This is a genomic window from Koromonas humicola (assembly GCF_059726255.1).
In genome coordinates this window covers 1,995,966-2,022,950 of sequence record NZ_AP040873.1, presented here as the reverse complement: position 1 = coordinate 2,022,950, position 26,985 = coordinate 1,995,966, and the positions used below count along the sequence as shown (strand labels likewise).

The 26,985-nt window shown below is 55.0% G+C and carries 21 protein-coding genes; 7 read left to right on the top strand and 14 right to left on the bottom strand.

Translation table 11 applies throughout. The features are described 5' to 3' along the window. The first annotated feature begins 145 nt into the window (after nt 1-145). The 3 genes from AC6IZD_RS08765 to AC6IZD_RS08755 all read left to right on the top strand — a co-directional run bounded on the left by AC6IZD_RS08765 (nt 146) and on the right by AC6IZD_RS08755 (nt 4,670). A complete protein-coding gene (locus tag AC6IZD_RS08765) occupies nt 146-1,861 on the top strand; it encodes a class I adenylate-forming enzyme family protein (RefSeq protein WP_497787311.1) in 1,716 nt (571 codons plus the stop codon). Nucleotides 1,862-2,104: 243 nt separating this feature from the next. Beyond that, the gene (locus AC6IZD_RS08760; RefSeq protein WP_497787310.1) at nt 2,105-3,958 is read left to right on the top strand and encodes a carbon starvation CstA family protein; all 1,854 of its coding nucleotides are present in this window, start codon (nt 2,105-2,107) and stop codon (nt 3,956-3,958) included. A gap of 205 nt (nt 3,959-4,163) precedes the next feature. After that, nucleotides 4,164-4,670: a ferritin-like domain-containing protein gene (locus AC6IZD_RS08755; protein WP_497787309.1), complete on the top strand. Its 507-nt coding sequence runs from the start codon at nt 4,164-4,166 to the stop codon at nt 4,668-4,670. Nucleotides 4,671-4,741: 71 nt separating this feature from the next. On the opposite strand, the gene glcF is transcribed toward AC6IZD_RS08755, so the two are convergent. The 5 genes from glcF to AC6IZD_RS08730 form a co-directional block, all read right to left on the bottom strand. After that, on the bottom strand, nt 4,742-6,181 hold the full coding sequence (glcF, locus tag AC6IZD_RS08750) for a glycolate oxidase subunit GlcF (RefSeq protein WP_497787308.1): 1,440 nt from the start codon (nt 6,179-6,181) through the stop codon (nt 4,742-4,744). Continuing rightward, nucleotides 6,181-7,458: an FAD-binding oxidoreductase gene (locus AC6IZD_RS08745; RefSeq protein ID WP_497787307.1), complete on the bottom strand. Its 1,278-nt coding sequence runs from the start codon at nt 7,456-7,458 to the stop codon at nt 6,181-6,183. Before AC6IZD_RS08745 ends, glcF begins: the two co-directional genes overlap by 1 nt. Nucleotides 7,459-7,461: 3 nt before the next feature. Continuing rightward, nucleotides 7,462-8,907 carry an FAD-linked oxidase C-terminal domain-containing protein gene (locus AC6IZD_RS08740; RefSeq protein ID WP_497787306.1) on the bottom strand — a complete coding sequence of 482 codons (1,446 nt, stop codon included), beginning with the start codon at nt 8,905-8,907 and terminating at the stop codon, nt 7,462-7,464. An 18-nt stretch (nt 8,908-8,925) separates the two neighbouring features. Beyond that, nucleotides 8,926-10,806, bottom strand: a complete 1,881-nt coding sequence (locus AC6IZD_RS08735) for an L-lactate permease (protein WP_497787305.1) — start codon at nt 10,804-10,806, stop codon at nt 8,926-8,928. A 224-nt stretch (nt 10,807-11,030) separates the two neighbouring features. Beyond that, nucleotides 11,031-11,669, bottom strand: coding sequence for a polyhydroxyalkanoate synthesis regulator DNA-binding domain-containing protein (locus AC6IZD_RS08730; protein ID WP_497787304.1), 639 nt, complete (start codon nt 11,667-11,669; stop codon nt 11,031-11,033). 60 nt (nt 11,670-11,729) lie between these two features. Between AC6IZD_RS08730 and AC6IZD_RS08725 the strand changes: the two genes are divergently transcribed. Continuing rightward, entirely contained in the window at nt 11,730-12,290 is a 561-nt protein-coding gene (locus AC6IZD_RS08725) for a hypothetical protein (RefSeq protein ID WP_497787303.1), read from the top strand. A 65-nt stretch (nt 12,291-12,355) separates the two neighbouring features. Here the strand turns inward: AC6IZD_RS08725 and AC6IZD_RS08720 are convergent, their stop codons facing one another. The 6 genes from AC6IZD_RS08720 to AC6IZD_RS08695 all read right to left on the bottom strand — a co-directional run bounded on the left by AC6IZD_RS08720 (nt 12,356) and on the right by AC6IZD_RS08695 (nt 20,682). Continuing rightward, nucleotides 12,356-13,423 carry an alpha/beta fold hydrolase gene (locus AC6IZD_RS08720; RefSeq protein WP_497787302.1) on the bottom strand — a complete coding sequence of 356 codons (1,068 nt, stop codon included), beginning with the start codon at nt 13,421-13,423 and terminating at the stop codon, nt 12,356-12,358. An 82-nt stretch (nt 13,424-13,505) separates the two neighbouring features. After that, on the bottom strand, nt 13,506-15,545 hold the full coding sequence (locus AC6IZD_RS08715; RefSeq protein ID WP_497787301.1) for an acyl CoA:acetate/3-ketoacid CoA transferase: 2,040 nt from the start codon (nt 15,543-15,545) through the stop codon (nt 13,506-13,508). Between the two features lie 76 nt (nt 15,546-15,621). Then, nucleotides 15,622-17,388, bottom strand: coding sequence for a glycosyltransferase (locus AC6IZD_RS08710; RefSeq protein WP_497787300.1), 1,767 nt, complete (start codon nt 17,386-17,388; stop codon nt 15,622-15,624). Then, on the bottom strand, nt 17,385-17,981 hold the full coding sequence (locus tag AC6IZD_RS08705; RefSeq protein WP_497787299.1) for a class I SAM-dependent methyltransferase: 597 nt from the start codon (nt 17,979-17,981) through the stop codon (nt 17,385-17,387). The genes AC6IZD_RS08710 and AC6IZD_RS08705 overlap by 4 nt, the downstream gene beginning before the upstream one ends. A gap of 158 nt (nt 17,982-18,139) precedes the next feature. Further along, the gene (locus AC6IZD_RS08700; RefSeq protein WP_497787298.1) at nt 18,140-19,120 is read right to left on the bottom strand and encodes a glycosyltransferase family 2 protein; all 981 of its coding nucleotides are present in this window, start codon (nt 19,118-19,120) and stop codon (nt 18,140-18,142) included. Further along, nucleotides 19,117-20,682 (bottom strand): O-antigen translocase, encoded by a 1,566-nt coding sequence (locus AC6IZD_RS08695; protein ID WP_497787297.1) that lies wholly within the window; start codon nt 20,680-20,682, stop codon nt 19,117-19,119. Before AC6IZD_RS08695 ends, AC6IZD_RS08700 begins: the two co-directional genes overlap by 4 nt. Before the next feature lie 165 nt (nt 20,683-20,847). On the opposite strand from AC6IZD_RS08695, the gene AC6IZD_RS08690 reads away from it, so the two are divergent. Next, on the top strand, nt 20,848-21,816 hold the full coding sequence (locus AC6IZD_RS08690) for a glycosyltransferase family 2 protein (RefSeq protein WP_497787568.1): 969 nt from the start codon (nt 20,848-20,850) through the stop codon (nt 21,814-21,816). Here the strand turns inward: AC6IZD_RS08690 and AC6IZD_RS08685 are convergent. From AC6IZD_RS08685 to lysS, 3 genes are all read right to left on the bottom strand, one after another. Beyond that, nucleotides 21,782-22,786, bottom strand: coding sequence for a glycosyltransferase family 2 protein (locus AC6IZD_RS08685; RefSeq protein WP_497787296.1), 1,005 nt, complete (start codon nt 22,784-22,786; stop codon nt 21,782-21,784). The genes AC6IZD_RS08690 and AC6IZD_RS08685 overlap by 35 nt on opposite strands. A gap of 28 nt (nt 22,787-22,814) precedes the next feature. Beyond that, a complete protein-coding gene (locus AC6IZD_RS08680) occupies nt 22,815-24,284 on the bottom strand; it encodes a pyridoxal phosphate-dependent decarboxylase family protein (RefSeq protein ID WP_497787295.1) in 1,470 nt (489 codons plus the stop codon). A 262-nt stretch (nt 24,285-24,546) separates the two neighbouring features. Continuing rightward, nucleotides 24,547-26,097 (bottom strand): lysine--tRNA ligase, encoded by a 1,551-nt coding sequence (lysS, locus tag AC6IZD_RS08675; protein WP_497787294.1) that lies wholly within the window; start codon nt 26,095-26,097, stop codon nt 24,547-24,549. An 89-nt stretch (nt 26,098-26,186) separates the two neighbouring features. Between lysS and AC6IZD_RS08670 the strand changes: the two genes are divergently transcribed. Then, nucleotides 26,187-26,453 carry an AtpZ/AtpI family protein gene (locus AC6IZD_RS08670; RefSeq protein WP_497787293.1) on the top strand — a complete coding sequence of 89 codons (267 nt, stop codon included), beginning with the start codon at nt 26,187-26,189 and terminating at the stop codon, nt 26,451-26,453. After that, entirely contained in the window at nt 26,440-26,967 is a 528-nt protein-coding gene (locus AC6IZD_RS08665) for an ATP synthase subunit I (RefSeq protein ID WP_497787292.1), read from the top strand. Before AC6IZD_RS08670 ends, AC6IZD_RS08665 begins: the two co-directional genes overlap by 14 nt. Nucleotides 26,968-26,985: the final 18 nt, after the last annotated feature.

Here is a 26,985-nt window from a genome sequence, read left to right as displayed (position 1 = left end):
GTCGGTGGATAAGAAATGCTCGGCCATTGGAGCTTGTATGTCAATGGCTAATCGAAAAAACTAATAGCATCAGGAACGCGAATACTGTTCTCTCAACGTCTGTCGCCCGGCGACGATTCGCAAAAAGCACGATAGCATCGAGGGTATGCACTCAACTCGGCCTCCTCGATTCACGCTCGAGGATTTTGAACTGCGATTCAGTGATCGTCACCTGCTCCATGGAGCGGTAAAGAAGTGGGCACAGGAGAAGCCTTCCTCAATAGCACTCATTGATTCCGACCGAACCCAGCGAGTTTCTTGGGCGGAGTTTGACCAAAAGAGTCGGGCAATGGCGATGCTGCTGCTTGAAATGGGATTTTGCAAAGGCGATTTCTTCGCCAGCGTTTTGCCACTCACAAGCGAGCACATAATCCTGGAATATGCCTGCTTGCGTATCGGGGTTGTGTTCGTGCCATTGGATTTGCGGCTTGGTCGCGAAGAACTAATGCGGAGCTTGAATACGGTGCAACCTGCCGGATTCGCTTTCGTGAAAACCCCGGGGCTGGGTGACCCTGATGAGTTTATTTCCGAGTTGCAGCAGCGATTTGAATTGAAGCTGACGGCGCAATTTGCAGAGCAGGAAGTATGCGTAGAGGGCGCAGTTTCTGCCGCGGAACTGCTGGCGAAAGCTCAGCCTTTGCTGCACGATTATACTGCGAATGCCGCATATGAGCTTGCTACTGAGTTAGTGGTGCCGAACGATCCGGCGCTCGTCATTTTCACGACTGGCTCGACAGGATCTCCGAAGGCGGCGCTCTTGTCGCATCGGAATATTAGCTGCCAAAACATGTGCCTAAGCAAAGTTTTGCTGCATGGCGCGGTGCCGGAGTTGGTCACACTCGTGAATCTGCCACCCAGTCACGTTGGATGTCAGACGGAGTTGCTGATGAGCACCCTTTTTGATGGCGGGTGTGCAGTGCTTGTGCCGACCTTCGATCCGCTGCGCTCGATGCGTGCTGTGGCGGAGTACAAGGTCACAGCAATTGGGCAGATTCCGGCAATGTTCCAGTTCGAATGGAGATTGAAGGATTTTGAGTCGTTCGATGTCTCGGGCCTAGAGTTCGCGGCGTATGGGGGCCAGCAGGTGTCTCCGGCATTCATTGAGAAGATGGCCAGAATGGCTGCGAATGTCGGAACAGGGCTAGGACTGACGGAAACTGCAGGATTCTGCACTTACATCAGGGCTGCGAGTGAACATGCGGACGAGTGCGCTGCAAGCCTAGGATGGGATACGCCTGTGTACCCAATGACAATCCGCGAACAGATGGGCGAAGACGGCCTGGCTGGCAGAGAATTGCCGGACGGCGAGCTAGGCCATATCTGCTTCCGTGGTCCACAGACTTTTCTGGGCTATTTGAACAACGCCGAAGCGACGGCAGCCACGATCTCGAGGGATGGATATCTCTACACGGGCGATATGGGGTACAGAGATAACTCCGGGCTGCACATGGCAGGAAGATCGAAGCTCATCATCAAGCCTTCTGGGTATCAGGTGTTTCCGGGCGACGTGGAGAACCATTTCTCAGCTTTGGAGGGAGTCGCGTTGTGTTCCGTGGTGGGAGTTCCGCATCCGATCACCTCTGAGGCGATCGTGGCCTTCGTTGAGGTACAAGGCGGAAAGGAACTCGCTGTGTCGCAGTTGGAACGGCATGCGCGAAGTCTAGCGTCGTACATGCAACCGTATCACTATGTGTTGCTGAAGGTCGGAGAGACTCCGTTGAATCGCGTCGCCAAAGCGGACTACATGGCGTTGCGGAATCTGGCATTGAGGGAAGTGGGCGCGCTCAAAGCTCAGGGGCGCTGGAGTGGATCTCGCGAGTAGAACATCGACAAATCGCGGGCAACTCGGCAGCCGTAATGGATTCAAAAGAAAGGGGCCGACCGTTGTGGCACGTGGATTCTGTTGCCTCGCTGCGCAATTGGCGGGCACAGGCAGGGGATTGTGGAGTGGTTAGACGTGATCACAATTTGATTGCGCCGTGACCTGCTCCCCTTTATAGTTTTCGCTTCAAGATGTGGTGGTCGGCGCCCGATCCGCAGTCGTGACTGGAAGCTAGGGGGTTCTATGAATACTTTTCCAATCATGCTAGGTGCTCTCTGCGTGTACGCCCTGGCATACCGGTATTACAGCGCATTCATCGCTGCGAAAGCGATGGTGCTAGATGATCGGCGCATCACTCCCGCACACACCTACGAAGACGGACACAACTACGTACCGTCCCCGAAGTGGGTTCTGTTTGGACACCACTTCGCTGCAATTGCTGGTGCTGGACCACTTGTTGGCCCGACGCTGGCGGCGCAGTTTGGATTCGCCCCCGGGTTTTTGTGGCTGCTGATAGGCGCAGTGCTGGCCGGATGTGTCCAGGATTTCACGGTGATGGTAGCGTCAGTTCGGCACAGAGGGCGCTCGTTGGCCGATATTGCGCGAACTGAGATCAGTCCATTTGCAGGATTGGTGGCGATGATCGCGGTGCTGTTCATCCTTCTCGTGACTCTGGCCGGGTTGGGCATAGTGGTGGTGAACGCGCTCGCGAATAGCCCCTGGGGCGTCTTTACCATCGGCATGACGATTCCGATTGCGCTCATCATGGGCATGTGGATGTTCAAGAGTCCCTCTGGCCAAATCAAAATCACCGGTCCCAGTGTTTTTGGCGTGGTGTGTCTCATCGCAGCCGTGGTTGGCGGCCATTCGTTCGCAGCCAGCGGCATGGCCGGAGCGTTAACTTTCAACGCACACCAGATTACGGCAATGATGATGATCTACGGATTCGTCGCGTCGGTGTTGCCAGTATGGTTGCTGCTTGAACCTCGCGACTATCTGTCCACGTACGTCAAGTTGGGCACGATTGCGATTCTGATCCTGGGCGTGTTCGTCGTCCACCCCGACATTCAGTTCCCGAACTTCACCCAATACCTCCACGGTGGCGGGCCCATTATCAAAGGCAAACTGTTCCCGTTCCTGTTTGTCACGATTGCGTGTGGCGCGATTTCCGGATTCCATTCGCTGGTCTCTTCTGGAACTACACCGAAGATGCTGGACAAGGAAACGGATTCCCGATTCATCGGATATGGCGCAATGCTTTGTGAATCGCTGGTAGGCGTGCTGGCGCTGATTGCAGCCTGCTCGATGTATCCTGGCGACTACTTTGCGATCAACTGCCCGCCTGATGTGTTTGCGAAGCTTGGGTTACACACCGTGAACCTGGATATGTTCTCGCGCGAAGTTGGAGAGAAACTTGCGGGACGCAGCGGCGGTGCGGTTTCCCTCGCAGTCGGTATGGCGCAAATCTTCCGCGGCCTGCCGGGCATGGACAAACTAATGGGCTACTGGTATCACTACGCCATCATGTTCGAGGCGTTGTTCATTCTGACGACGGTCGATACTGGAACGCGCGTCGCACGTTACGTGTTACAGGAACTCATGGGCAAGGTTTACAAGCCGCTCGGAAACAACGCTTGGCTGCCCAGCAACCTGAGCGCAACAACGCTGGTCGTCGCTGGTTGGGGATACCTGATCTGGACGGGAAATATCTCCACGATATGGCCGCTTTTTGGAACGGGTAACCAATTGCTAGCGACGATTGCTCTAGCAGTTTCAACTACGTTTCTCATCAACATGGGCAAAGCCAGATATTGTTGGCTGACGATTCTCCCCATGTGCTTTGTTGGAGTAACTACGATTTCGGCTGGCGTGCTTTCGATACAGAACATCTTCTGGCCACTACGTTTGAAGCCCGGCATGCATTTCACAGGGCTGTTGGATACAACGCTGATGGTGATCTTCATCGTCGGCGTAGTGCTTGTGGTGATTGATGCCATCCGACGCTGGTTCATGGTGCTGAATGGTGCGCCGGTTCCCGCTGAGGCATTCGGTCCACCAGTAACGGAGAAGGGCGAAGTCAAGATGGGTTGCTGCTAAGAGAACTGCAACCTCGAAGAAAACTCGATCCGGCGCGAGGCAACTTGCGCCGGAATTCTTTTGGCCGGATGTTCGTGGCAATCGCTTTGCTCCGCATCGTGGGGTGCTGAGGGGCTTGCGAATCGCGGGTTGAAAAGGCAACGCCCTTGTATCGCTCTTCCTCCAACCGCTGAGTCAGAAAACCCAATGACAAGCGAGGGAGCACATGGGACTGTTCTCACTGAAGCTGGATAACCTCAATGAGCTATTCCTGAAGGAACTGCGGGATCTGTATGACGCAGAGCAACAAATCGTGGACGCCCTGCCTAAGATGATTGACAAGGCGACGGTTCCGGAACTGAAACAGGCCTTACAGCAGCACCTCCAGATTACTCGCCAGCAGGTCAGCAGATTGGACCAGATCTTTGGGACATTGAAACAGAAGTCCTCGGGAGAGACCTGCAGAGGCATGAAGGGGATCATCAGCGAGGGAAGCGATCTGCTATCGACCGGTGCGGAGCCAAACGTAATCGATGCCGGAATCATCGCTGCGGCGCAGAAGGTGGAGCACTACGAAATCGCAAGCTACGGCACGGTTCGAACTTATGCCGACCTGCTCGGAAACCACGAAGTCTCAAGATTGCTGCAGCAAACACTCGACGAGGAGAAGCAAGCAGACGCAACACTAAACAGGATCGCACAAAGTGTAAACGTCGAAGCTAGAGCAGCATGATGTCCGGACATGAATGAAAAGGAAGGCCGTCCCAAGGCGGCCTTCGCTACTCGCATCCCCATGGACCTCGGCTAAATCGTTCTGGCTTTTGGAACACCATCCTGCTGCTGGAATTCACGACCTGAAAATTCGACGACCTTGGTTGAAGAAGCCCGCTCGGCGGGTCGTTCGGACCGAAGTGCTTTGTCCATAACCTCAACAACATGAAAAATGGGCAACGGGTGACCTTCGCGCTTCAATGCACTCCCGATGTGTAGAAGACATCCTGGATTGGCAGACACTAATGCATCCGCACCTGACGCGATGATGTTCCGTGCTTTGCGATCGGCGAGTTCGTGTGCCGGTTTGGGCTGAATCAGATTGAAAATCCCGGCCGAACCACAGCAGATGGCTGCTTCGGGCAATTCAATAACATCCATGCCTGGAATAGATTTGAGCATCTGCCGAGGTTGCGTACGAATGCTCTGCGCGTGTTGGAGATGACACGAGTCGTGGTACGCGACTTTCATCGGAAGGCTATTCTTAATTGGCAGATCCTGACCGAGCTCAGCAACGAGTTCACTGACGTCCCGGCATTTACGGGCGATCACCCTGGCACGTTCTGCGTATTCAGGATCGTCTCGCAAGAGATAGCCATACTCCTTGATGTTGGAGCCGCAGCCAGCGGAGTTCAACGCGATCACATCGACGTTTGCCTGCTCGAAAACGTCAATGATGCGACGTGCAGCGTCGAGTGCTTCATATTCCCGTCCTGCATGTGCCATGAGCGCGCCACAGCACTGCTGCTGTTGCGGGACGATGACCTCACATCCGAGGAATGCTAGCACGCGTACGGTTGCATGGTTCACGTTACCGAAGAGAACTCGCTGAACGCATCCGAGCAGAACGCCCACGCGCATGCGTGGAGCTGAAGGAGGTTTGATGCTGCGCGGCGAAGCCGCAAATAGCTGCGCAAGGTGAAGGTCCGGGAGCAAGGACTCCATCGACCTGAGTCGGCTAGGAAGAAGCTTCGTAAGGCCGAGCTTCCGCACGAGCCAGCGGAGTCCGGAACGCTGATACAACCACATCGGCAGCATGATCAAGCGCAAGCGCTTCGGGTAAGGGAAGAGCGAAAAGATCATGCGCCGGAACAGTCGATCCTGCAGAGGGCGTTTGTAATTTCGCTCGATTTGGGCTCGCGTGGCCTCAATAAGCTTGTCATATTGCACACCGGATGGGCAGGCGGTGAGACATGCCATACATCCGAGGCACTGGTCGAAGTGGCTAACGTATTTCTCGTCGATCTTTGCTACGCCACCTTCGAGGCCCATCTTCATGAGGTAGATACGCCCTCGCGGGGAATCCATCTCCTCATGCCAGAGAATGTAAGTAGGGCACGTGGGCAGGCAGAACCCGCAATGTACGCACGTGTCTACGAGTTCCATAGCAGGAGGGTGATGTGAGTCGAAGACGCGCAAAGCGAGTTGCTCACTGCGAATCGTTTCAGATTTCAGTGGAGCGGTGCTCTTCATCAAATTCCTCCCACAAATCGAGAGTTATTCAGAATATGGTTCGGATCAAACTGTTGCTTGATGCGTTCCATCAACGGGAACGCCGTTCCGGGATCGCCCCAAACGTCGATCTCTTTGCGCAGCTCCGAGGGCGCTTTGAGGACCACGGCGGGACCACCGCATCGCGCGAACGATTTGCGCAATGTTGTAATGAAGTCAGCGAGCGGAGCGCAATCTGCCGTGTCGCACCTGAGGTATCCAACTCCTGTCGACTGCATCACAAGCGTCCAATCAGTGTTCTGGCTGAGCGATTCGCGAATAAACTCGGCCGTCGATGCAATCTGCGTGGGAAGCACGCTTAGCTTGCATATGACACTTGCCTCGCTGTTATGCCAGAGTCGCTCGCGGGCTTGCCACGGATCGGTAGTCGATTGCAGAGGTATTCCGTCACTCGCAAGTGTGAGTACTGTCAGCGTTTGAGCTTCAATTCCCGCAGGAATTCCTTCAAGGCGGATGTCGACTTCGGTATTGCCCGCCGACGAGGTACGTACCTGTAATCCTGTGGGGACCACGGCAGAATCTGCCATGCGAAGTACAAAATCATTTGCGCGCTCGCGATCCACAAAGGAGAACGTCAGAGTGGTGGATGCCTCTGGCACGGGGTGAAGGCGGAAGACTGCGCGCGAGATGAATCCCAAAGTGCCTAGCGCTCCAGTCATGAGTTTCGGCAGGTCGTATCCGGCGACGTTCTTCACGACCTTGCCTCCACTTACGGCGCGGGTACCGTCGGGCAGAACAATAGTGATCCCTATGATGAGGTCGCGAATGCTTCCGTATCGAAGTCGAAGGAACCCGCTGTCGTTAGTTGCGATCACGCCTCCGACGGTGGCGCGGTCGATAAACAGCGGATCAAGTGCGAGCATCTGGCCATGTTTTCGTAATTCTTGCTGAAGCTGGGCAATGTTGACACCCGACTCGACAGTGACAGTCATGTCCCCTGGGGCGTGTTCGAGAATACGCGAGAATTGGGAAGTGGAAACAACGATGTCGATGGACTCCGGTACGGTTCCCCAATCTGATTTCGTGCCGGAACCGCGCGGCGCTATCTGCAGACGATTGTCGTTGGCGAATCTCAGGAGTGCTGCCAACTCATTCTCGTTTGCGGGTTCGACATAAAACTCAGGCTGCACACCACAGACGCAATCAGCTTGTATCGCCCTGCGCATCGTACCCTCGACGATGATGTCTCGCAGCGCATCGTGTGTTTGCACGGGAGTTGTCTTTGCTAGTCCGGTCATGGCTCAGAAGAATTGCGCCTTTCCTGCGATTTCGAGTGGGTGAGGAACGTATGGTCCCTGCTTCTCGGCGCACAAAGGTGTGCGCGGGAAAACCTTCCCCGGATTAGAAATAAAGCTTGGGTCGAAAGCGCAACGGACGAGTTGCATCGTTGCAAGGTCGGGCTCAGCAAACATCTCGGACATGAACAGCTTCTTTTCTTCACCAACTCCGTGCTCACCCGTTATGGATCCACCCACACGTACGCACAGTTTCAGAATGTCGCCTGATAGCTGTTCGGCGTCATGCTCCTGTCCTTCGATGCGACGATCGTAGAGCACAAGCGGATGCAGGTTTCCGTCACCAGCGTGAAACACATTGGCGACACGCAGACCGACGGTAGTTGAAAGCCGTGCGATCTCATCCATGACCTGAGGCAGAGCTGTGCGAGGAATCACTCCATCCTGCACGATGTAGTTTGGCGAGATTCGGCCCATTGCGGCGAAAGCGGCCTTTCGCCCCTTCCAGATGAGCATGCGTTCGGTCTCCGTCTGAGCAACGCGGATCTCGGACGCGCCATGATTCAGGCAACGCTCACGAACGCGGTCCATGAGTGCTTGAACTTCAGCTTCGGGCCCATCAAGCTCGACTAGCAACAGACCTCCGCAATCCGGATAACCCGCATGAACCGCGGCTTCGGCAGCCTGGATCGCGAGATTGTCCATCATCTCGATCGCGGCTGGAAGGATGCCCGAGGCGATGATGTCGCTGACAGCAGCTCCGGCGGCATTGGTGGAATCAAACGCCGAGAGGAGAGTCTGGACGACCTCGGGACGCTTCACGATGCGTAGCGTGATTTTGGTGACAACGCCAAGAGTGCCTTCGGAGCCGACGAACACACCCGGGAGATCGTAGCCGATCGGATCGAGCGTTGCTGATCCAAGCTGCACGAGCGACCCGTCAGGGAGAACTACTTCGAGTGCGAGCACGTGCGTAGTGGTAAAGCCGTATTTAAGGCAGTGTGCGCCGCCAGAGTTTTCGGCGACATTGCCTCCAATTGTGCAAACAGACTGAGAGGAAGGATCGGGCGCGTAGAAATATCCATAGGGCGAGACATGTTGTGTGACGGCGGAGTTGATGACGCCAGGTTCGACCACGACTCGCGCATTTGGAATGTCGAGTTCAAGGATGCGATCGAGCCGCGCAAGACTGATGACGATTCCGCCCTCGACGGGCAGAGCACCACCGCTGAGCCCTGTGCCGGAGCCACGAGCTACGAATGCAACACGCTCTCGTGCGCACAGACGAACGATTGCCTGCACCTGCTGCGCCGTCCTGGGCAAAACAACCGCGGCTGGAATTACCCGGAAATTCGTCAGCCCATCGCACTCGTAGGTTCTCATCTCCTCGCGAGCGGTAATGAGACCGTCACCAACTTCGGCGCGGAGGGCTTCGATGAATGCTGCATTCATTCTGTACCTCTCTGAGCGCTATCTCACGAAGTTGAGACCATGAGGAACGCCGCCCGGGAACACATAGGCGTACGCGAGAACGATGAGTCCCACGACCGTGACCAACGCCACTGAATGCCAAAAGACGTACTTGAAGATGCGTCCTTCATTGCCTAGCTGGTTAGTCGCGGCAGTGGCAATGATGATTGACTGCGCGTCAATCATCTTGCCCATGACGCCTCCAGCGCTGTTTGCCGCGCACATCAGAATTGGGTCTAGTCGTGTCTGCTGTGCGGTGATACGTTGTAGTCCGCCGAAGAGCGCGTTGGAGGATGTATCACTGCCGGTGAGCGCTACACCAAGCCATCCAAGCATGGTTCCGAAGAAGGGGAAAGCAGCGCCGGTGCGCGTGAACGCCAGGCCGAGCACCGCATCCATACCTGAGTACCGTGTGACGAAACCGAGCCCGAGCATACAACAGATTGCAAGCATGGCGAACCGCATTCGGTAGAGTGTGTGCCCAAAGACTCGAGCCAGACCGCCGGGCGACATGCCGAGGAGTAAGCCCGCAAGAATAGCTGCGAGGAAACATCCAGTGCCAGTTGCGGAGACCCAGTTGAAGTCATACTTCGCGGATTCAGGAGTAGGCTTCGCCACGACCGGATACGCACGAGTCACTTTCTTGTGCAGATAAGGAACGTCCCAACCTCCCTTTTCGAAGGCAGGCGTCGTATGTGTATTGATCGTCTTCTTCACGCTGGGAAGCCCCCAGAGCAGAACGAAGACAGACAGAATTGCGAAGGGCATCCAGGCTTTCAGTATCTGACGCGTGGTGTAATGCTGAGGTTCGAGATGACGCTCCGGTCCGACATCCCACTGCGCGCCCATTTGGTCGATTTCTTCGTGCCCGTGACGTTGCCCAGAGCCGCCCGTTACGGATGCTTTTCCGCTCGGAACGATGTAGGGCATAGTTGCGGCACTGGAAGCTGAAGGATAAGAAACGGCAGGTCCGCCGGTTCCGGTCTGTCGTAACGCCGTAGCATGACCAGCCTGCCCTGCAATGACTCGCATGTCTTGTACCCGCTCGTCTTCAAATCGCCAGATGCGCTTGGGCTGCCAGAAGCGAAGAAAGATGAGCGTACAGAGCATCGAGACCGCTCCGGAAGCGATGTCAACGAGGTTGCTGTCGATGTGATTGGACCAGAGATACTGTGTAGCAGCGAACGAACAGCCAACGACGAGAATGGCGGGAAGAACCTCGAACGTTTCTGTCCACCCGACCATGGCGCGAACAAGCCAGAAGGGAACGATCACGGAGGCGAAGGGCAGAATGCGACCGATCATTGCGTTGAGATCGGATTCGGGCAATGCAGTGACTAACGCGAGTGTGTGTACAGGGGTGCCGATTGCGCCCCAAGCGACTGGAGCGGTGTTTGCAATCAGATTCAGTGCAGCGGCCTGAAACGGCTTGAAGCCAAGGCCGATCATGAATGCACCAGCAATCGCCACCGGAGCGCCGAATCCAGCAGCGCCCTCAATTAGAGCTCCGAAGCAAAACGCAACAAGCAGCAACTGCAAGCGACGGTCCGGAGTTATAGCCGCGACAGATTGCTTCATGATTTCGAATTGTCCGGTCTCGACCGAGATGTCGTAGAGATACACAGCAGCGAGGACGATCCAGGCAATCTTGAGAATTCCAAACGCAACACCGTAGAGCAGGCTGACGGACGCAAGAGTCGCGGGCATGTGGAAGCAGAAAATAGCGACTCCCAACGCCGTCAGCGCTCCAGCCAATGCCGACAGATGGGGGCGCACCCTCAATCCTGCGAGCAATGTGAACAGGACGACAATCGGAAGTGCTGCTACCGCGGTGGACAGCCACCAGTGGCCAAAGGGATCGTACACTTGTGTCCAGGGCATTCGAACTCCTTCGCGTCAGTGAGCGAGGAGAGAGCTGGAGAGCAAATGCGGAGCGCTCTATCCAACCACAGTCCCTCGATTCGGGGATGTGTGATGTAAAGAGAACCCGTTCGGATGTCTGGAGCTTACGCGCTCGGGGCTTTGTCTTTCGCAGGTTGCGGGTAAAGAGTACGCCGCGATGTTGAGCATCGCGGCTTCCTTATACGTGATACGTGGGTCTCGTTCTACTTCTTCTTGGGATGTCGCTTGGATGATTTCCGCGCAGGCTTCGCAGTTGCCATACGGGTTACCAGGTGCTCAAGCTCGTCGATCCGCTGTTTTAGATCGGAAACATCAGTGCCGTTCGAATTAGAAGCCGGTGACGCATCGGTGTGTTCAGGCGTGGGAGGCGGCGCTTGAGCCTGGCCGCGCTGCGTGGCTTGCTGCATCATGTTTTGCAGAAACTCGAAGGGAGCCATTGCCTGCTGAGGCATGTGAGGGATCATGGAGCGATACATGTTCGTGAGCGCGGACATGTAGTTCATTGCGCTTTCCTGAGTTGCTTTGCCCGAAGCAACGACCATCTCCCGGAGCACATCAAGCGGAAACACGGAATTGGGAGCCTTGGCTTGTTCAACAATGATCAAGGTGAGTATCAGGCGCGTGATGTCTTCACCCGTAGCAGCGTCAAGTACCTGGACGTCATGCCCGTCCTGAATGGCCCTGGCGATCTCGTCCAAGTTGACATACCTGCTGTGAGTAGTGTCGTAAAGCCTACGATTCTCGTATTTTTTGATGACGATCTTCTTACGTTCCATCTTGTCGTCTTTGTCTCTGGCGTACTCAGGATCAGCATTTCGGCCATATTGCGAAAAATGCTGCATCGCAGCATGCCGTGCGGCATCCAATGAAGTGTGGACTTATAGGTCCCCTAGGAGAAAAACATGACGACCGCCTTTGAGTCAAACAATACTTTCGCGGACCTGCTGCAGAAGGGATTCGAACAAGTTCTGGAAGCCAGCAAGACTTCACTGGACTTTGCGGTGAAATACAACAATGAAGTTCTAGGGGCGACTCGTAAGGCCCTGAATCTACCTGCGAACACTCCGGGACTGTCGCTGTTCGATGTTGCCGGGAGAGCTTTTGAAAATTACGCCGAACTTCAGAAAAACATACTCAACATTGTGGGAGAGCACGGGACAGCGGTTTCCGGCGCGATTCGCGAAGGCAACAAGGCTGCTGCAGAAATGACTGCCAACGCACAAGCTCAGTTCCACGAATCGGTGGAGCGCACGGCGGCCGCTCACAAAGCGGTGCTGGATTTCGCTGCAAAACAGAACAAGCAGGTTGTGGCAGCATTGAAGCAGCAGGAGGGAATTGCGGGCACCCCGCTGCTTGAAACCGCAGATGCTGTTGAGCGCGGGATGGACGCATTGATCGAAGCTCAGAAGCAGTCGGTTGATCTTGCCGCCAACCAATTGAAGTCAGCCACGAAGGCCGCGTAACGCAGGCTTTTGGCGGCAGCAGCCCGGAGTGAGGCCCCCAGATGTCTGGCTCCTCCGGGCTTTGCTTATTTGGATCGTTGTGAAAGCCAATCATTGATATGCGGCCAGGTACGCTTGGAGGCGCCGCTTCCCGCCATGACCCCAATGTGGCCTCCTGCAACTTTGAACACTTCTTTATCCGGGCTCCCCATCTTTGCGATGGCAGGTTCGGTTTGGCAGGACGGAGTGATGTGATCACTGTCCGCTATGATTGCCAGCAGGTTTGCCCTGATATTTGCGAGATCGACGCGCTCACCTCGGATTACAAGTTCGCCTTTCATGAGACGGTCATTGCGATATAGGTCAACAATGAGCTGCCGGAATGCTGCTCCGGCGATTGGGATGTTGTCTGTCACCCAAGTGTTCATCGCGTGCCAACTCTCGACGATCTTGGGATTGTCGAGGTTATCCCACAGTCGAAGGTAGTTGCCGACGTAGTTCTCGACAGGCTTTAGGGCCTTTGCTCCGTATTCGATCATTTCGGCCGGCATGTTGCCGAATGTTGCGAGAAGCTTATCAATATCGAGATAGCGCTCATCAGTCCATCGAGCAAATGTGAGCTGGTCCTTCTGTGAGAAATCGAGTGGGGCGGTGAGTAGAAGCAGGTTGCGCAATCCGTCATCTGGACGCAATGCTGCGTAGATCGAAGTTAGGATTGCTCCAATACACCACCCTAGAAGGCTGAACTCTTCAGATCCCGAGAGAGCCTTCATCTTGCGAATGGCTCGAGGCATGTATTCGAGCGTGTAATCGTCAAACTTCAGTTTCTTGTCCTCGATGCCGGGAGAGCCCCAGTCGAGCAAGTAAACGTCGTAGCCCTGCTTCACCATGAATTCCACAAAGCTTGCACCCGGCCGGAGGTCGAGGATGTATGGGCGATTCATGAGAGCAAACACAAGCAGCAATGGGACGGGATAGCGCTGCTCTTTGGGCACTTGCGGGATGTAATGGTAGAGTTTCGCCTTGTTCAGCGTCCACACAACCTCTTTGGGGGTTTGTGCGATGGGCGCTGATGTGGTCATCGCCTTGGTTAGCGTTTCGAGATTCTTCTGCATGGCAACGAATTGATTCGTTTCCAGCGTGTTGGCCGACATTTTACCTGCTCCCTGTTGTTGAACTCTATCGCATGAGTTGGATGCACAGACTCGGTTTCTGCGAGCGAAGCTCTAAGGCAAACTACTCGGCAGAATGCTTATCTTCAAGCACTCGCAACCGCTCTCGCGCTTCCTCCACAGTTTCATAGATGTTGGCCGAAGTCTCTGCGTCGCCGAGAACTGCTCCAAGCTGTATTCGGAGGAATGCACTTGTGGTGTACCGAGTCACTCCGGAATACATTTCCTCCATGAGCCCTTTCACCATTTTGCTGTAGGCGTCCATGAGCTCGGGAAGGATTGAGAAGTTGTCATAATTCACGATGGCGTATACCTTCCCTGGAGCTCCGTGCAGCTTCTCGCGCACAATCTGGTCAATCCGGTTGACCTGCTCTAAAGTACGCACTGAGAGGCCCTCGAAATTCACAAAGAAGAGGTTTTGCTCGGAATCGTAAACAAAGCGGTGCTCGAGAGGCACTTCCTGGAACAGGGTTCGTAGGTCCATGAGTTCGGGCCGGAAGATTCGTGCATTCATCATCTGAGGGTTGCGGACTATAGGTGCGAAATCCATGTGCGCCAGAATGTCTCTTTCGACGTCAATTCCGGGTGCTATCTCGACGAGCTCAAGTCCTTCCTCGACTAACTTGAATACGCAACGCTCTGTAACATAGAGAACTGGTTGGCCACGGTGTAGAGCGTACTTGCCGCTGAACGTTCGATGCTCAACTTCATGAACGAACTTGTGTGATTGGCCTTCGCGTAGGATACACAGCTTGCCATCCTTGACGTCGACCTCAAGCTTGCCTGCTGTGAATGTGCCACAAAATATGAGCCGCTGAGCATTCTGGCTAATGTTGATGAATCCACCAGCTCCCGCGAGCCGTGGCCCGAAGCGGCTGACATTCAGATTGCCCTCACGATCTGCTTCGGCCAGTCCGAGGCACGCCATGTGAAGTCCGCCTCCGTCATAGAAATCAAACTGGTATGGCTGGTCGATGATGGCCTGCGCGTTGACGGCAGCGCCGAAGTTCAGCCCGCCAGCAGGCATTCCACCTATAACCCCAGGCTCGGCGGTAAGCGTGATCAGGTCAATTATCTTTTCTTCATTGGCTACGTTCGCAATGCCCTCTGGCATGCCAATGCCAAGATTGACGACGCTATTGGGACGGAGTTCGAGAGCGGCTCGACGTGCAATGACTTTGCGAGCTGACATCGGGATCGGAGGGATAGCGCCCATCTTCGTGCGAATCTCGCCACTGAACGAAGGGTCGTATTGTGTGCCGAACGTCTGCCAGTGGTACTCGGGCTTTTCGGCCACCACCACGCAATCAACGAGCACGCCAGGAACCTTAACTTGGCGAGGGTTCAAAGTCCCACTCTCGGCAATTCGTTCGACTTGCGCGATAACGAGGCCACCGGAGTTATGTGCCGCCATCGCAATGGCGAGGACCTCAAGCGTGAGAGCCTCGCGCTCCATAGTTATGTTTCCTTCTGGGTCGGCGGTGGTGCCGCGAATGATGCCAACATTGACGGGGATTGCGTGATAGAAGAGATACTCGTTTCCCGCAATGTTGATAACCTCCACGAGATCTTCCGTTGTTCGAGAGTTGATCTTTCCTCCGCCGTTGCGAGGATCGACAAATGTGCCAAGACCGACGCGAGTGATGTGGCCGGGACGATGGGCAGCGATATCACGAAACAAATGAGAGATGACGCCCTGCGGCAAATTGTAAGCTTCAATCTCGTTGCCGATGGCGAGGCGCTGGAGTTTGGGAACGAGTCCCCAGTGTCCGCCGATGACGCGCTTCACCAAACCCGGGTGTCCAAGATGATTAAGACCTCTCTCTTTGCCGTCGCCTTGTCCAGCGGCGTAGAGCAGAGTGAGGTTCCGAGGTTTGCCGAGTGGCGGACCGAGAGTTTCTGGAGCGAGGTAGAGCTCCTCAAGCGCCACAGCGATGTTTTCAGCAAAACCGATTCCGACAAATCCTCCCGTGGCAATTGTGTCGCCATCACGGATCAAACGAACAGCATCGGGCGCGGCGACGACCTTCTCACGTTGAGGCGGGCGGTTGGCGCTCACCATGGGATGATTCTGCATGGAGTCAACAAGCGGGCTGTTCGACATTCTTTTGCTCTCTCCCCACAATCGCGACCGGCGGGCAGCAATCATAACCTAAATTTACGACTGCGCGGAGAAGGGGCTATTGCAAGATTGAGGGCTGCTCATTCCGTTTGTTGCTGAACAGCAGGCGGAGGCGATTGCGCAATAGTTCGTATGGGTTCTTTCCAAAGCGCAATCGGCACCATATGCCGACGCGTGTCTCGCTCGGAAGGAATGTGACGCGAGGCGCGAGATGGGGATCAGTCCCGAGGTTAAGCAACCCGGGCCAAGTTGTGAATGCAATTTCGAAACTTTCCTTAGCCGCGCGATGAGCAGTGGAATCGACGCCGCCGAAAGGATACGCGAACGAGTCAGGAACATGGCCAAGAACTGAACTCAACTCGCTGCGACAAGCTGCAACCTCTTCGGATACGCGCTCGCCCTTTATCAGCGGCAGCTCTGCATGTGTTGCAGTGTGGCCCCCGAATTCAATCCCGCGCCTTGACCACTCCCGAATCTGTTCTCGATTCATCAGCTCGAACACGGGGCGGCCGGCTTCTTCGTCCCAGAGATTTGTCTTTCCAATGCACTGCGTGACAACCATGCATGCAGCCGAAAACCCATATTGTTCGAGAATGGGGAATGCGTTGCGACACGAGTCGGCATACCCGTCGTCAAAGACGAGCATGATTGGGCGCTCTGGAAGCCTACCGCCAGAGTTACGCCACTTTAGCCAGTCCGAAGGGCATATCCCTTGATACCCCAACTTTGAGAAGAATTGGATCTGAGCTTCAAACTGGGCTGTAGGCGTTGTCAGGCCAGGGTACTCTCCGGGCTTCGGGTCGCCTACGTTGTGATACATGACTACCGGAACCTGTCTGCCGAAGCGGGCCTCGAACTCCTCCCAGGAGCCCGCCTGCTCTAGGGCTCCGCAGGCGTGAGCAATTACAGAGCGGGCCTTGAGCACACGTTTTGCGAGCGACGAAAACCAAGGAATGAAACTCAGAGAGGCGGCGAAGGAATAAGCAATTCGCAACAGGCCTTCACTCGCGTTGTGATGTACCGCAAGGTGTTTCCGAAGTGTGCGCTTGATTAATCTGCCGTTCCGAAAGTTCGCGAGGCACGAAAAGGACTTGAATTGGGGATGAGTAGATGAGAGTACTACTTCGTACGTGCCGAGATGTCGTGCGTCGCGCAGCATGGCCTCAGCACTCTTTGTGAAGACCTCATATGCAACTGCCTGGGCAGCGAAGTAGGGCCTATACCCAGCAGTCCAGAGACGTACACCGGCTTCGACGTCGTGAATTCGTTTGTAGGCTGCATCAAAGGGGAAATCGAGTGCTGCTCGCCGCGAGATCGAAGAGTTCGCGCAAAGCATCAGGTCCTTACAATTGGCTCCGTACTTTGAAAGCCGGAGGAATTCAGATTGTTCACATTCGCGCTGCAGGTCAGCGGGAATGCTTTGCGGAGAATCGGGATGCGGCAACATGGCGCCAATCACTACTAGGTTGCTGGCCCGTCTGTGAGCTTCGTAATGCGCAGCAATCAATCCGGGATCGCAGATGCAATCGTCGTCCATGAAGAGGACGTATTCACCGCGCGCAATTGAGACGCCGGTGTTTTGGGATGTAGCCTGTCCTTGGTTCTCTTGCTGATGCCACTTGTACCGGCAGTTCGGTGAGAATTGCTGGAGAACTTCCTGTGTGCCATCTGTGCATCCATCGGCGACAACTACGATTTCGTATTGGTCGGCTGGGAAAGTCTGAGGGGCAAGGCTGTCAAGACAGCGTCGCAATAAAGACTTTCGATTGTAGGTGGTTACAATGACAGAAAACTTCAGAGATTGGTTTGAAGGACAGCTCTTCACGACTGTTCCTTCACCGCTCTCAGGAGCACGGACACCTCGTAGTTTGGATCGTGGTAGTCCAACTCATTCTGGTGCAGTTCTTCCACGGCGAGACCATGAAGAAAAGCGACAGATGCAAGTACATTCCCTTTGGACTTCACACTGATGTAATCGGGACGGAACACTTCCTCGAACAAACGCTTCAGTGAGAGACGTGTGAACCTCCAGTAATCTCCGCAGTACTCCATCTCATGCTCGGCTATCTGTGCAATACCCGAGACAGTGACGAGAACGCAGCCACCTGGCTTCAGAATTCGGTGTACGTTGCGAATAGCCGATTTGGTGTCATAGATGAAATTCAGTGTTTGCGTGAGGATGATGCAGTCGAAGGTGTCCGAAGGAATGCAATCGCAAGAAGCTAGGTCAGCGACGATTGTGACAGGTTCATGATCAGGACGGACGTCGAGAATATCGGATTTGGTTACCTTCTCTTTCCCGAAGCGCACGGTGTACTCGTTATCGGAGAGTTCAAGCACTCGCCCGTGAATGTCGGCTGCATGTTCCTGCAAGAAATTCTCGATATAGTAGCGGTCGATATAGGTGCCACGTCCCATGCCGAAGCCTGCGTGGATCGGCGTTGGCCGGCGAAAGCTTCCGAAATCAACGCACCCGTATGGCGGCTTTTCGGAGTACCTCACTTGCATCATTCGCAGCCATCGACGGAACGGTGCCGGAAGGATGCGTTTACCAAGACTCTTTAGCGTGGGCCTAATCAAGTTCTGCTTACCTCGTGCGCGGGACGAAACTGGAACTTGCGCGAAAGTTTTGCAAAGGCGCGTGTCAGCAGCGTTTTTGCGATGACGGAATGGGTCTGTCCGAGCCTGCGTAATCTGCACGCGACTTTGCAGATACTCAATAGATTGAGTTCGAGTGCTCTGGCGCACGCCCAGTCGTAGTAGAGATCTATGAGTTCATCTTGCAACAGCCACCGCAAGTCGTCATCGCGCAAATCCGGGTGGGTTAGCATGTGCTTGAGAAGACGCTCTCCGCAGACATAAACCTCATCGTCGCGGCTCGAACATCGGTCCGTAAGCCTGGGGATTGCAGTTCGATCAATAGCCACAAGAGAAGAAGAGAGATAGCAAATGCGCGTAGTGAATCCAAGACGAAAGACCATCTCACGATCCTCTGCAATGGGAAGGCTTTCGTCAAAGCCACCTAGCTTCGCAAGAATGGAGCGAGAGACCAGCAGTGTCGGAATGCACAGTGCATAACTACTCGGCAGAATGTAATAGTGGGGACTCGCAATGGGTGCTGGAGATTGAGCCGGTGCGATCCCGGCCTGTTCGAAGCCTGTCAATGCGGAGGAGGTGTCGCGCCAATCGGTAAAACAGGCACCAAAACTTGCGCCAAGGATGTCCAGTGCCTCGACTTGCCGCTGTAGCTTTTCTGGGTGCCAGACGTCATCTGAATCTAAGAAGCCTATCCACTCCCCCTGTGCGATCCTGAGCCCTGCATTGCGAGCGGCACTCACGCCACGATTGGGTTGGCAAATGTAATGAATGCGGTTGCCATATGCACGGAGAGCACGATCCGTGGCATCGGTTGACCCATCATCAACCACGATCAATTCATAGTCATTGTAGGTTTGGGCTAACACGCTATCGACTGCACGACACACAAGCGATGCACGGTTGTAGGTGGCAATGATGACCGAGACCTTTGGGGTGGTGTCGCGTGAGCACGCAGTCACTGTGCACCTTCCAACTTTGGAAATACGTCAGTTGGCGCGAAGCGTAAGACCGTAAGGACGCGCCGTGCCGGAAACGGTATGGTGTCCCATGAAATCAGCTTCACTATTCGGCGGATGGAATGGATGGTACCGAAAATGGTGATTCCGCAGCCTAAGAATGTTGCCCATGCGAACGGCAGGATGTAGAAACCGCAGAATGCTAAACCGATAAGCAAGAAATAGAACCAAGCCTGTCTGTGGTTGGATTCAGACCATCTGAATCCACTAAGCGCGCGAACGATTGGCAGTAGCAGAACGCCGTAGAGAAGGTTCGCTCCGAAGAATGCCATACCAGCACCATTCAACCCAAAGTGGCGAATGCATACCAGCGCTAATGGGATGCTGAAGAATCCCCAGGAGAGTTCGCTGACAAGGTAAGTAATGGTGCGACCCTTTGCGACGATCATGTAACTCATAGGCCACGTTACAACCTGAATCGTTGCTCCGAGCGCGATCCAACGGAGAATACCTACAGCGAGGCTGAACTTCGCACTGTAGAACAGAAAGATGACCAGCGGTGCGACAGTCAGCGTAGCCAGCACTCCAGGCCCAGCCAGTAGAAGGCCAACCTGCATTTGCTCATTCACGAGGCGATTACAAGAGGCGTTGTCCTTGGCGTGCGCTGTGAGGCGTGGGTAGAAATCAGCGCCCATAGCTTCGAGGATGAATCCAACGTACAGCACGCCAAGAGTCCAGGCAGACTGATAGTATCCGGTCGCTGCTGATCCGGAGTGCCGCAGAAGAATCATGCGGACAGCATAGGCGGATCCCAGACTTGCCAAGCCGCTAGCCATGAAAGCGCACCCAAGCTTTAACAGCGCTGATGTCTCTCTCAGGAATTGAGGCATGCTCATCTTTGCCGAGGGAATACAAATCTTGCGGCCAAACCACCAAGATGCGATCAGCGTAGCGAATGCGACTCCCACGAGAGAGGGCACCACACCTCTTTCGCGAAACAGGTACACGAGCGGAAGACTGATGAGCGTTCCAAGGAGAGCACTCGAAACCGTCAGCTTCGCTAGATTCTGAACCTGATGCAGGCCTTGGATCAGTGCAGTCTGGCCGTCCGAGAGCAGATGCAAGAGCACGGCCACGGACAGCAATACGACTGCTACCGCGTGCTTATCTGTGCCAAAGGTTAGAACCGAGACGCGCAGCGAGAAAATGGCCAGCAACGCTGTACCAACGACGCCGAGGAAGTAGCAAGTATGTCTTAGTGCTGTAACTGTGCCCGCGATCTGCTGTGCATCTTCGGAATTTGAGGCATGTGCAATCTGCCGAACGCCGCTGCTGTAAATGCCCATCCCGGCGAGACATTGAGCAAGATTGGCGATTGATCCGTAAATACCGAAGAGTCCAAATCCGGCAGGTCCAAGCATGATTGCCATCAGCTTGGTTCGAATTGTTCCGATGAGGATATTCAGGACCGATGACCCACCGATCCACGCCGTAGACGCAAGAATGTGGTCGTACGTGCTCCCTGTGCTTCGGGGCGATTCGGTTAGGAGGGCGCCATCGGACATAAAGTGGGAACCTAGCTCTGCCCAAGAATAGGCACGCATGCTCGCAAACAGACGAAGCTACCCCAGCGTTCGCTCAGCCACACTGGGCTTTTTGCACGTGCACTCAGTTTCAGAGACTTACGTTAGTATACCAATGGTACATGTACGCTCGATACCAATAACGTGATGCAGGCATCAATCATCATTCCGACGTATAACCGTTGCGACCTGGCAATGCGAGCAATCGCCACTCTGGCGAAACAGAGCGTTTCCCGCAGTCTGTACGAAATCATTCTGGTGGTGGACGGTTCCACGGACCAAACGGCGGCCGCGGCGAGCAGACTTGGCGTCCAGAACTTGCGTGTGTTGGAGCAGGCAAACAGCGGTCCTGCCGCGGCGCGAAATGAAGGAGCAAGGGCTGCACAGGGGAAGATCCTGGTCTTTGTCGACGACGATATGGAATGCAACTCGGAGTTGGCAGAAGCTCACCTGGAGTTCCATGCAAACCACAGCAATGCGGTCGGAATTGGCGCAATTCACGTCATAAAGCCGAGTGACTCAAGGCTCGTTGCCGAATATTTCGACAGGGAGTTAGGAGCACATCTGAACAGCAAGAACCGGAACGTGCCCAGCGGAATTTGGAGTTTCGCCAATGCGTCGATCTCCAGTGAATGTTTCATGGGCGTGGGCGGATTCGACGAGCACTTTCGAATGCGCGAGGACGCCGAATTGGGAGCACGTCTTGAGAAACGTAATATCCCTGCCGGATTTGTGCCAGATGCTATTGCTTATCAAACCCTAATCAAGACTGCCGATGATCTAATACGCGACTCGGAATTGTTTGCCGAAGCAGACTTGCAGTTTGCACAGAAGCATCCAGGCGTTGCTCCCCAGAGATTTCTTCAGCGACTCAAGCATGAGCCAAGATGGAAGAGGCGAGTGCGTGACTACCTTGTGTCACATCTGGGGACGGCGGACGTGTGCTTGGGAGGCGTACGCGCATTGGGGGAGCGGTTTTCCGACTTTGGTCTGGCTCGAAGAGTCGGGGTGCGAGCACTGCAAATTCAGTGTGGCCTACATTGGTACAAGCGCACGAGTCACCTGCGAAAAGCTGGGGACATCAAACGAGAGCCGCTGCTCGAGTATCGACAATGAGAGGAGCTCTCCTACTCGCAGGCGGAAGTTGTTGAAACAGGCGTCGACCTTCACTGATTACTTTCACCTGTTCTGTCAGACAGAGTGGGGGCGCTTTGTAGGCTCTCTGAGCTCTCTCTGAACGCATCCCGGTCACTCGCCCGAACAAGTGCTTGAGCAGCAAGGTGCGCACGCTCGGAAACTCATTCCAAAGCAAAAGCGCATAGGCGACAGCGTTCACAAGATTGCTGCGGTGAAAGAGATAGAGTTCATCCTGTGTTGACGGGGTGGGATGGTGGACGAGCGCGTGCGGAGTGTGAACGCATCGATATCCCAGACGAGCAAGCTGGAAAAAGCAAAAATGTTCCTCGGCGGAGTTAAGGATGGAGCCGCGCCCGAGTCGCTCATCGAATCCGGGGAACAGTTCGAACGCTTTTCGACGAAAGCACATGTTGCAGCCGTCGCCAATACCGCCGAAGTTTGTTATGGAGAACCAATCTTCTGTGTCGCGCCCGACCGACGAGGACTGCTGGCGGTTCAGGCGTGCTGGTGCCTCGGGTCCCGGATCCACCAAAAGAAGTGTCTCACCGCCGACTGCCATGATGTCCGGATCGCGGAACTCTAACGCAAGATTCGTGAGCCAATCCTGATATGGGCGTGCATCGTCATCAAGGTAGGCAATTAGGTCGGAATCGCAGTTCAAGACGGCGTCGTTACGCGCTCGGCTCAATCCCACGACGGGGCTGTTAATGTACCGCGTCCCGTAGTTTCTGGCTATCTCGCTCGTGTAACCGTCCGGAGGACCGTTCTCAACCACTAGAACTTCATAATGGGCATAGCGCAACTGTGCAATGGACCGCAAGCACGACTCAAGTTCGATCGGGCGATTACGTGTGCACACAGCAACGGTGGCACTCAGTTCCGAGTTGGATCGAACCTGGCTCAACATGAATTCGAGGGTGCTCTGAAGAAGCTTGTTTGTGAGTCCCATCGATTCTACATCAGCAGCAATACTAGTCTTAGCTGACTAGATGCAATGCCACGCGCTGCGCCGCTGCGACCAGGGCTTTCTGCAGGCCCGTCACATGCTCGCCGGTGCTCAGGTAGCTGATGATCATCATACGGAGCACACTCTGGCCGCGTACGTGGGTGCGACTTATCCAGTAGTGTCCGTCTCGATTGAACTCCTCGATGAAGTGCTGATGTGCTGCTTCTGCATCTGCCTGGCTCACGCCCCGCAGCCGGAAGTTCAAAATTGGGAGAGTCTGAGGCGCCGCCATCTCGAACAGTTCCGAACTGTCGAACCACGTGCGCATTTGTTCGGCGAGGCGCATCTGGCGCTCGATCATCTCCTCGTACGCTTGGCGGCCGTGGACGCGCAACGTAAGCCAGAGCTTCAGGGAATTCATGCGCCGAGACCACTGCGCGCTCACCTTGAAATTGTCGATCATGCTGGACCGTTCCACGCGGGGCATGTAAGGAGAAGCAATCGAGAACGTCTTTTCCAGCAGCACCGGATGACGGGTCAGGATCAACCCGGCGGCAAACGGCATTGAGAGCCACTTGTGCGGATCGATTGTGATTGAGTCTGCGCGGTCAATCCCGTTCACCAGGTGACGATAGCGATTGCTAAAGGCGACCGCAGCACCGTATGCACCATCCACATGCAGCCAGAGGCGGTATCGCTCTGCAATGGATGCGAGCGCATTCAGATCATCGATGGCTCCGGAACTAGTTGTGCCAGCGGTGGCTACTATGCAGAAAGGAACGAAGCCGCAGGCGTAATCAGCCTCGATCTGCAAGATTAGCCGGGCCGTGTCGAGCCGCAGATTCTCGGTAACCGGAACGCGACGGAGCGCCTTGCGTCCAAGGCCGAGGAGTCCGGCTGACTTTTCGAGGGAATGATGTGACTCGGCCGAGGCATACAGGACCGGACGCGCGCCGATAGTCGCGATTCCATCTTCGATGGCTTCAGGGAAATGCTGAGAGATGGCGAGTGCAAGTGCGGTGAAATTGGCCTCATTACCGCCGCTCGTGAACGTGCCGTCACACAGAACCGAATCTTGTGGAGCGGGTTCGTCTGCGACCGTTTTGTGCCATCCGAAACATGAAGCAATCCAGCCAACGGTTTCGGCCTCAAGTGTGCTCGCAAACTGCGATCGGGCAAGCGACGCAAGCTGAGGATTCAGCGCAGAAACCAATGCTTCGGCCAGCACTGCCATGTACGTGGGCGTTGGGTTCATGAGACCGAAATAGTTCGCGGCAGGGATATGGAATCCCTTGTCGATCATCTCCTTGCAGAGATCTTCGAGGACTCGCGATGCGTCGGAACCAAATTCGGGCAACGGACGCGGAACATGCGTGACGGCACGCTCTGAGGCTGGAGGTTGGACAGCTCGATTGTTTAGGGAAGAGAAATACTGATCGATTCGGTCTATAAGCCGATAGCCGATCTCTCGGCGCTCTTCACTGCTGAAGTCAAATCCCATAGGGTACTCGCTTCTTCATCTATCCGGACGAATGCGCTACTTACTTGGCTCAACCCCGTCTAGGTGGCTGGCTACGACTTAATTGTAGATCACGACGGGAGTCGAATCGGCGCAAATTATTGCAGTGTGGCCTCTTCCAGCCAGACTCAGGGGAGGAACTTTGGATGAACTGTGTTATGAGTGCAGTCAAAATGATTTAACTAAACAGGGAGGAGATGTAGAGCGGCGCTGTAGGTAGATATCTGCAGCGCCGCCAAAAGTCTTACGCCTGCTCTGATCCGGCAGCTTCGGCCCGCTCTTCGTCCTTTTGTTCTGGGCGAAGCAACGGGAAGAGAATGACATCGCGGATTGACGTCGAGCCCGTGAGCATCATCGTAAGGCGGTCGATGCCGATGCCTTCGCCCGCTGCTGGCGGCATACCGTAGGAGAGGGCACGAATGTAGTCCTCATCCATCTGATGTGCCTCATCGTCGCCCCGCTCGCGCTCAGCGAGTTGCTGCTCGAACCGCCGACGTTGCTCCTCAGGATCATTGAGTTCGCTGAAGGCGTTGCCCAACTCCATCCCCGCGACGTAGATCTCAAAACGCTCGACGAAATCGGGTTCGTCCCGTTTGTTCTTCGATAGCGGCGAGATGGCGACAGGAAAGTCGTAGATAATCGTCGGGTGCCACAGGCGTTCCTCGGCGACGGCCTCGAACATGTCTGAGATTGCTCTTCCGGCAGGCTCGTTCGGATCATACGGAATCTGGACCTTGGCTTTCTGCAAGCGCCGGACCAGCTGCTCGATTTGCTCCCCGCTCTTGAAGTGATCCATTGTGGGAGCTTCACCGGCAACTTCTGGCCAGTACTTGATGATGGCCTCACGCATCGAGAGTCGCTGGAAATTACTCCAGTCGATTTCGCGGTCCCCAAACTTGTTGACCAGCGTTCCGTTCACGTCCGTCACAACCTGCTTCAGTAGATCCTCTGTCAGATCCATCAGATCGTGGTAGTCCGAGTAGGCTTGATAGAACTCAAGCATGGTGAACTCGGGATTATGACGAGTCGAAACACCTTCGTTGCGGAAATTGCGGTTGATTTCGTAGACGCGATCAAGTCCGCCAACCACCAGGCGCTTTAGATAAAGTTCAGGCGCGATACGCAGGAATAGGTCGATGTCCAGCGTATTGTGGTGTGTGACAAACGGGCGTGCCGCTGCACCGCCGGCGATTGGTTGCATCATCGGTGTTTCGACTTCGATATACCCGCGGGAGTCGAGGAAGCGGCGAATTGATTGGACAATCCGTGCGCGCTTGGCAAAGACCTGGCGCACTTCGGGATCGATAAGATCGACGTAGCGCATGCGATAGCGCAACTCGACGTCCGTAAGCCCATGGAACTTTTCGGGCAGGGGCAGCAGGTCCTTCGAAAGGAACGTGATGTCCTCAACGTGGATGCTGAGTTCGCCGGTGCGGGTACGGAACAGATAGCCCTTTACGCCAACGTGGTCGCCAATATCCAGCAGTTTGTAAAGATCCCAGAGCTTGTCTCCGACCGCGTCTTTCTTTACGTAGATTTGAAGCTTTTCTCCACCCTGCTGGATGTGAGAGAAGCTCGCCTTGCCCATCATGCGAATAGCAATGAGGCGTCCGGCAACCGCAACATTGACGCGCTCGACTTCAAGTTGCTCGCCGGTGCTGGTCGAGTATCCGGCCAGAACTTCAGGCACCACGTGGGTGAATGAGAACTTATGGGGGTAGGCAGGCTGACCGAGGGCTTCGATCTGCTGCAGCTTTTGCTTACGTAGCTGGTAAATGTTTTCGTCTAGGGCCACAAGAAAATTGTATAACAGCAGAGGACCAGAAGCTGTGAATTGACGCACGTGCGCTGGGCGTCAATTGCAGAAGGGCTGAGAGTGCCGAGATGAAAGAGCAGAAACCGGGAAAACGACAGGAGAGCCCATGGGTGCTGATGGCACGGTATTCGGAGATTGGATTCCTGATTCCGGCCTCGGTGATCGTGGGATACCTGCTTGGGTTGGTCGCGGACCATTTCCTTCATACGCACTGGATCTATCTGGTGGGAATTATCGTGGGTGCGATTGCGGGATTCATGTCGATGATTCGAAGAGCACTGCGCGCAGGCGAGGAAGACGATCAGCCGAAGGATGGGCCAAGTGATAAACGGTGATGTGCCCGATCCGATGCAGAAGGCAGAGTCGGACGCTGGAGTTGATCCCTCCGAACTACGTCCCGAAGAGTGGCCCCAATCCAAGGAATTGGGCTGGACCGATGATTCCGCAATCGAAATGGCGTCCTATGAACGCACTGTACGTCGGATCGAGAAGCTGATTTTGGTGTGCGGCGCGGTAATCGGCGTTGCGGTTTGGTGGCAATTCGGATTGGCGGTTGCCGCAGGCTTCTTTGTAGGCGCGGCATTGGGTTCGATCAACTTCAGATGGCTGGCGTCTTCGGTAAACGCAATCGGCGAACGTATTGTGAAGGTACAGAGCAAGGAGCGAGGCGCGGGCATCGTGGCCCGAGGTGTAGGACGTATCTTCTTGATAGGAGTTTTTGCTTATGTTATCTTTACGTGTTCCGTTCGTGGCCTGGTGGGGTTTCTAGCAGGGCTTGCAATGCCTGTTTTAGCGATGATGTGCGAGGCCGCGTATGAAATCGTCGCCAATTCTCGGCGACTATCCTGATTGGGGTCAAAACAAGAC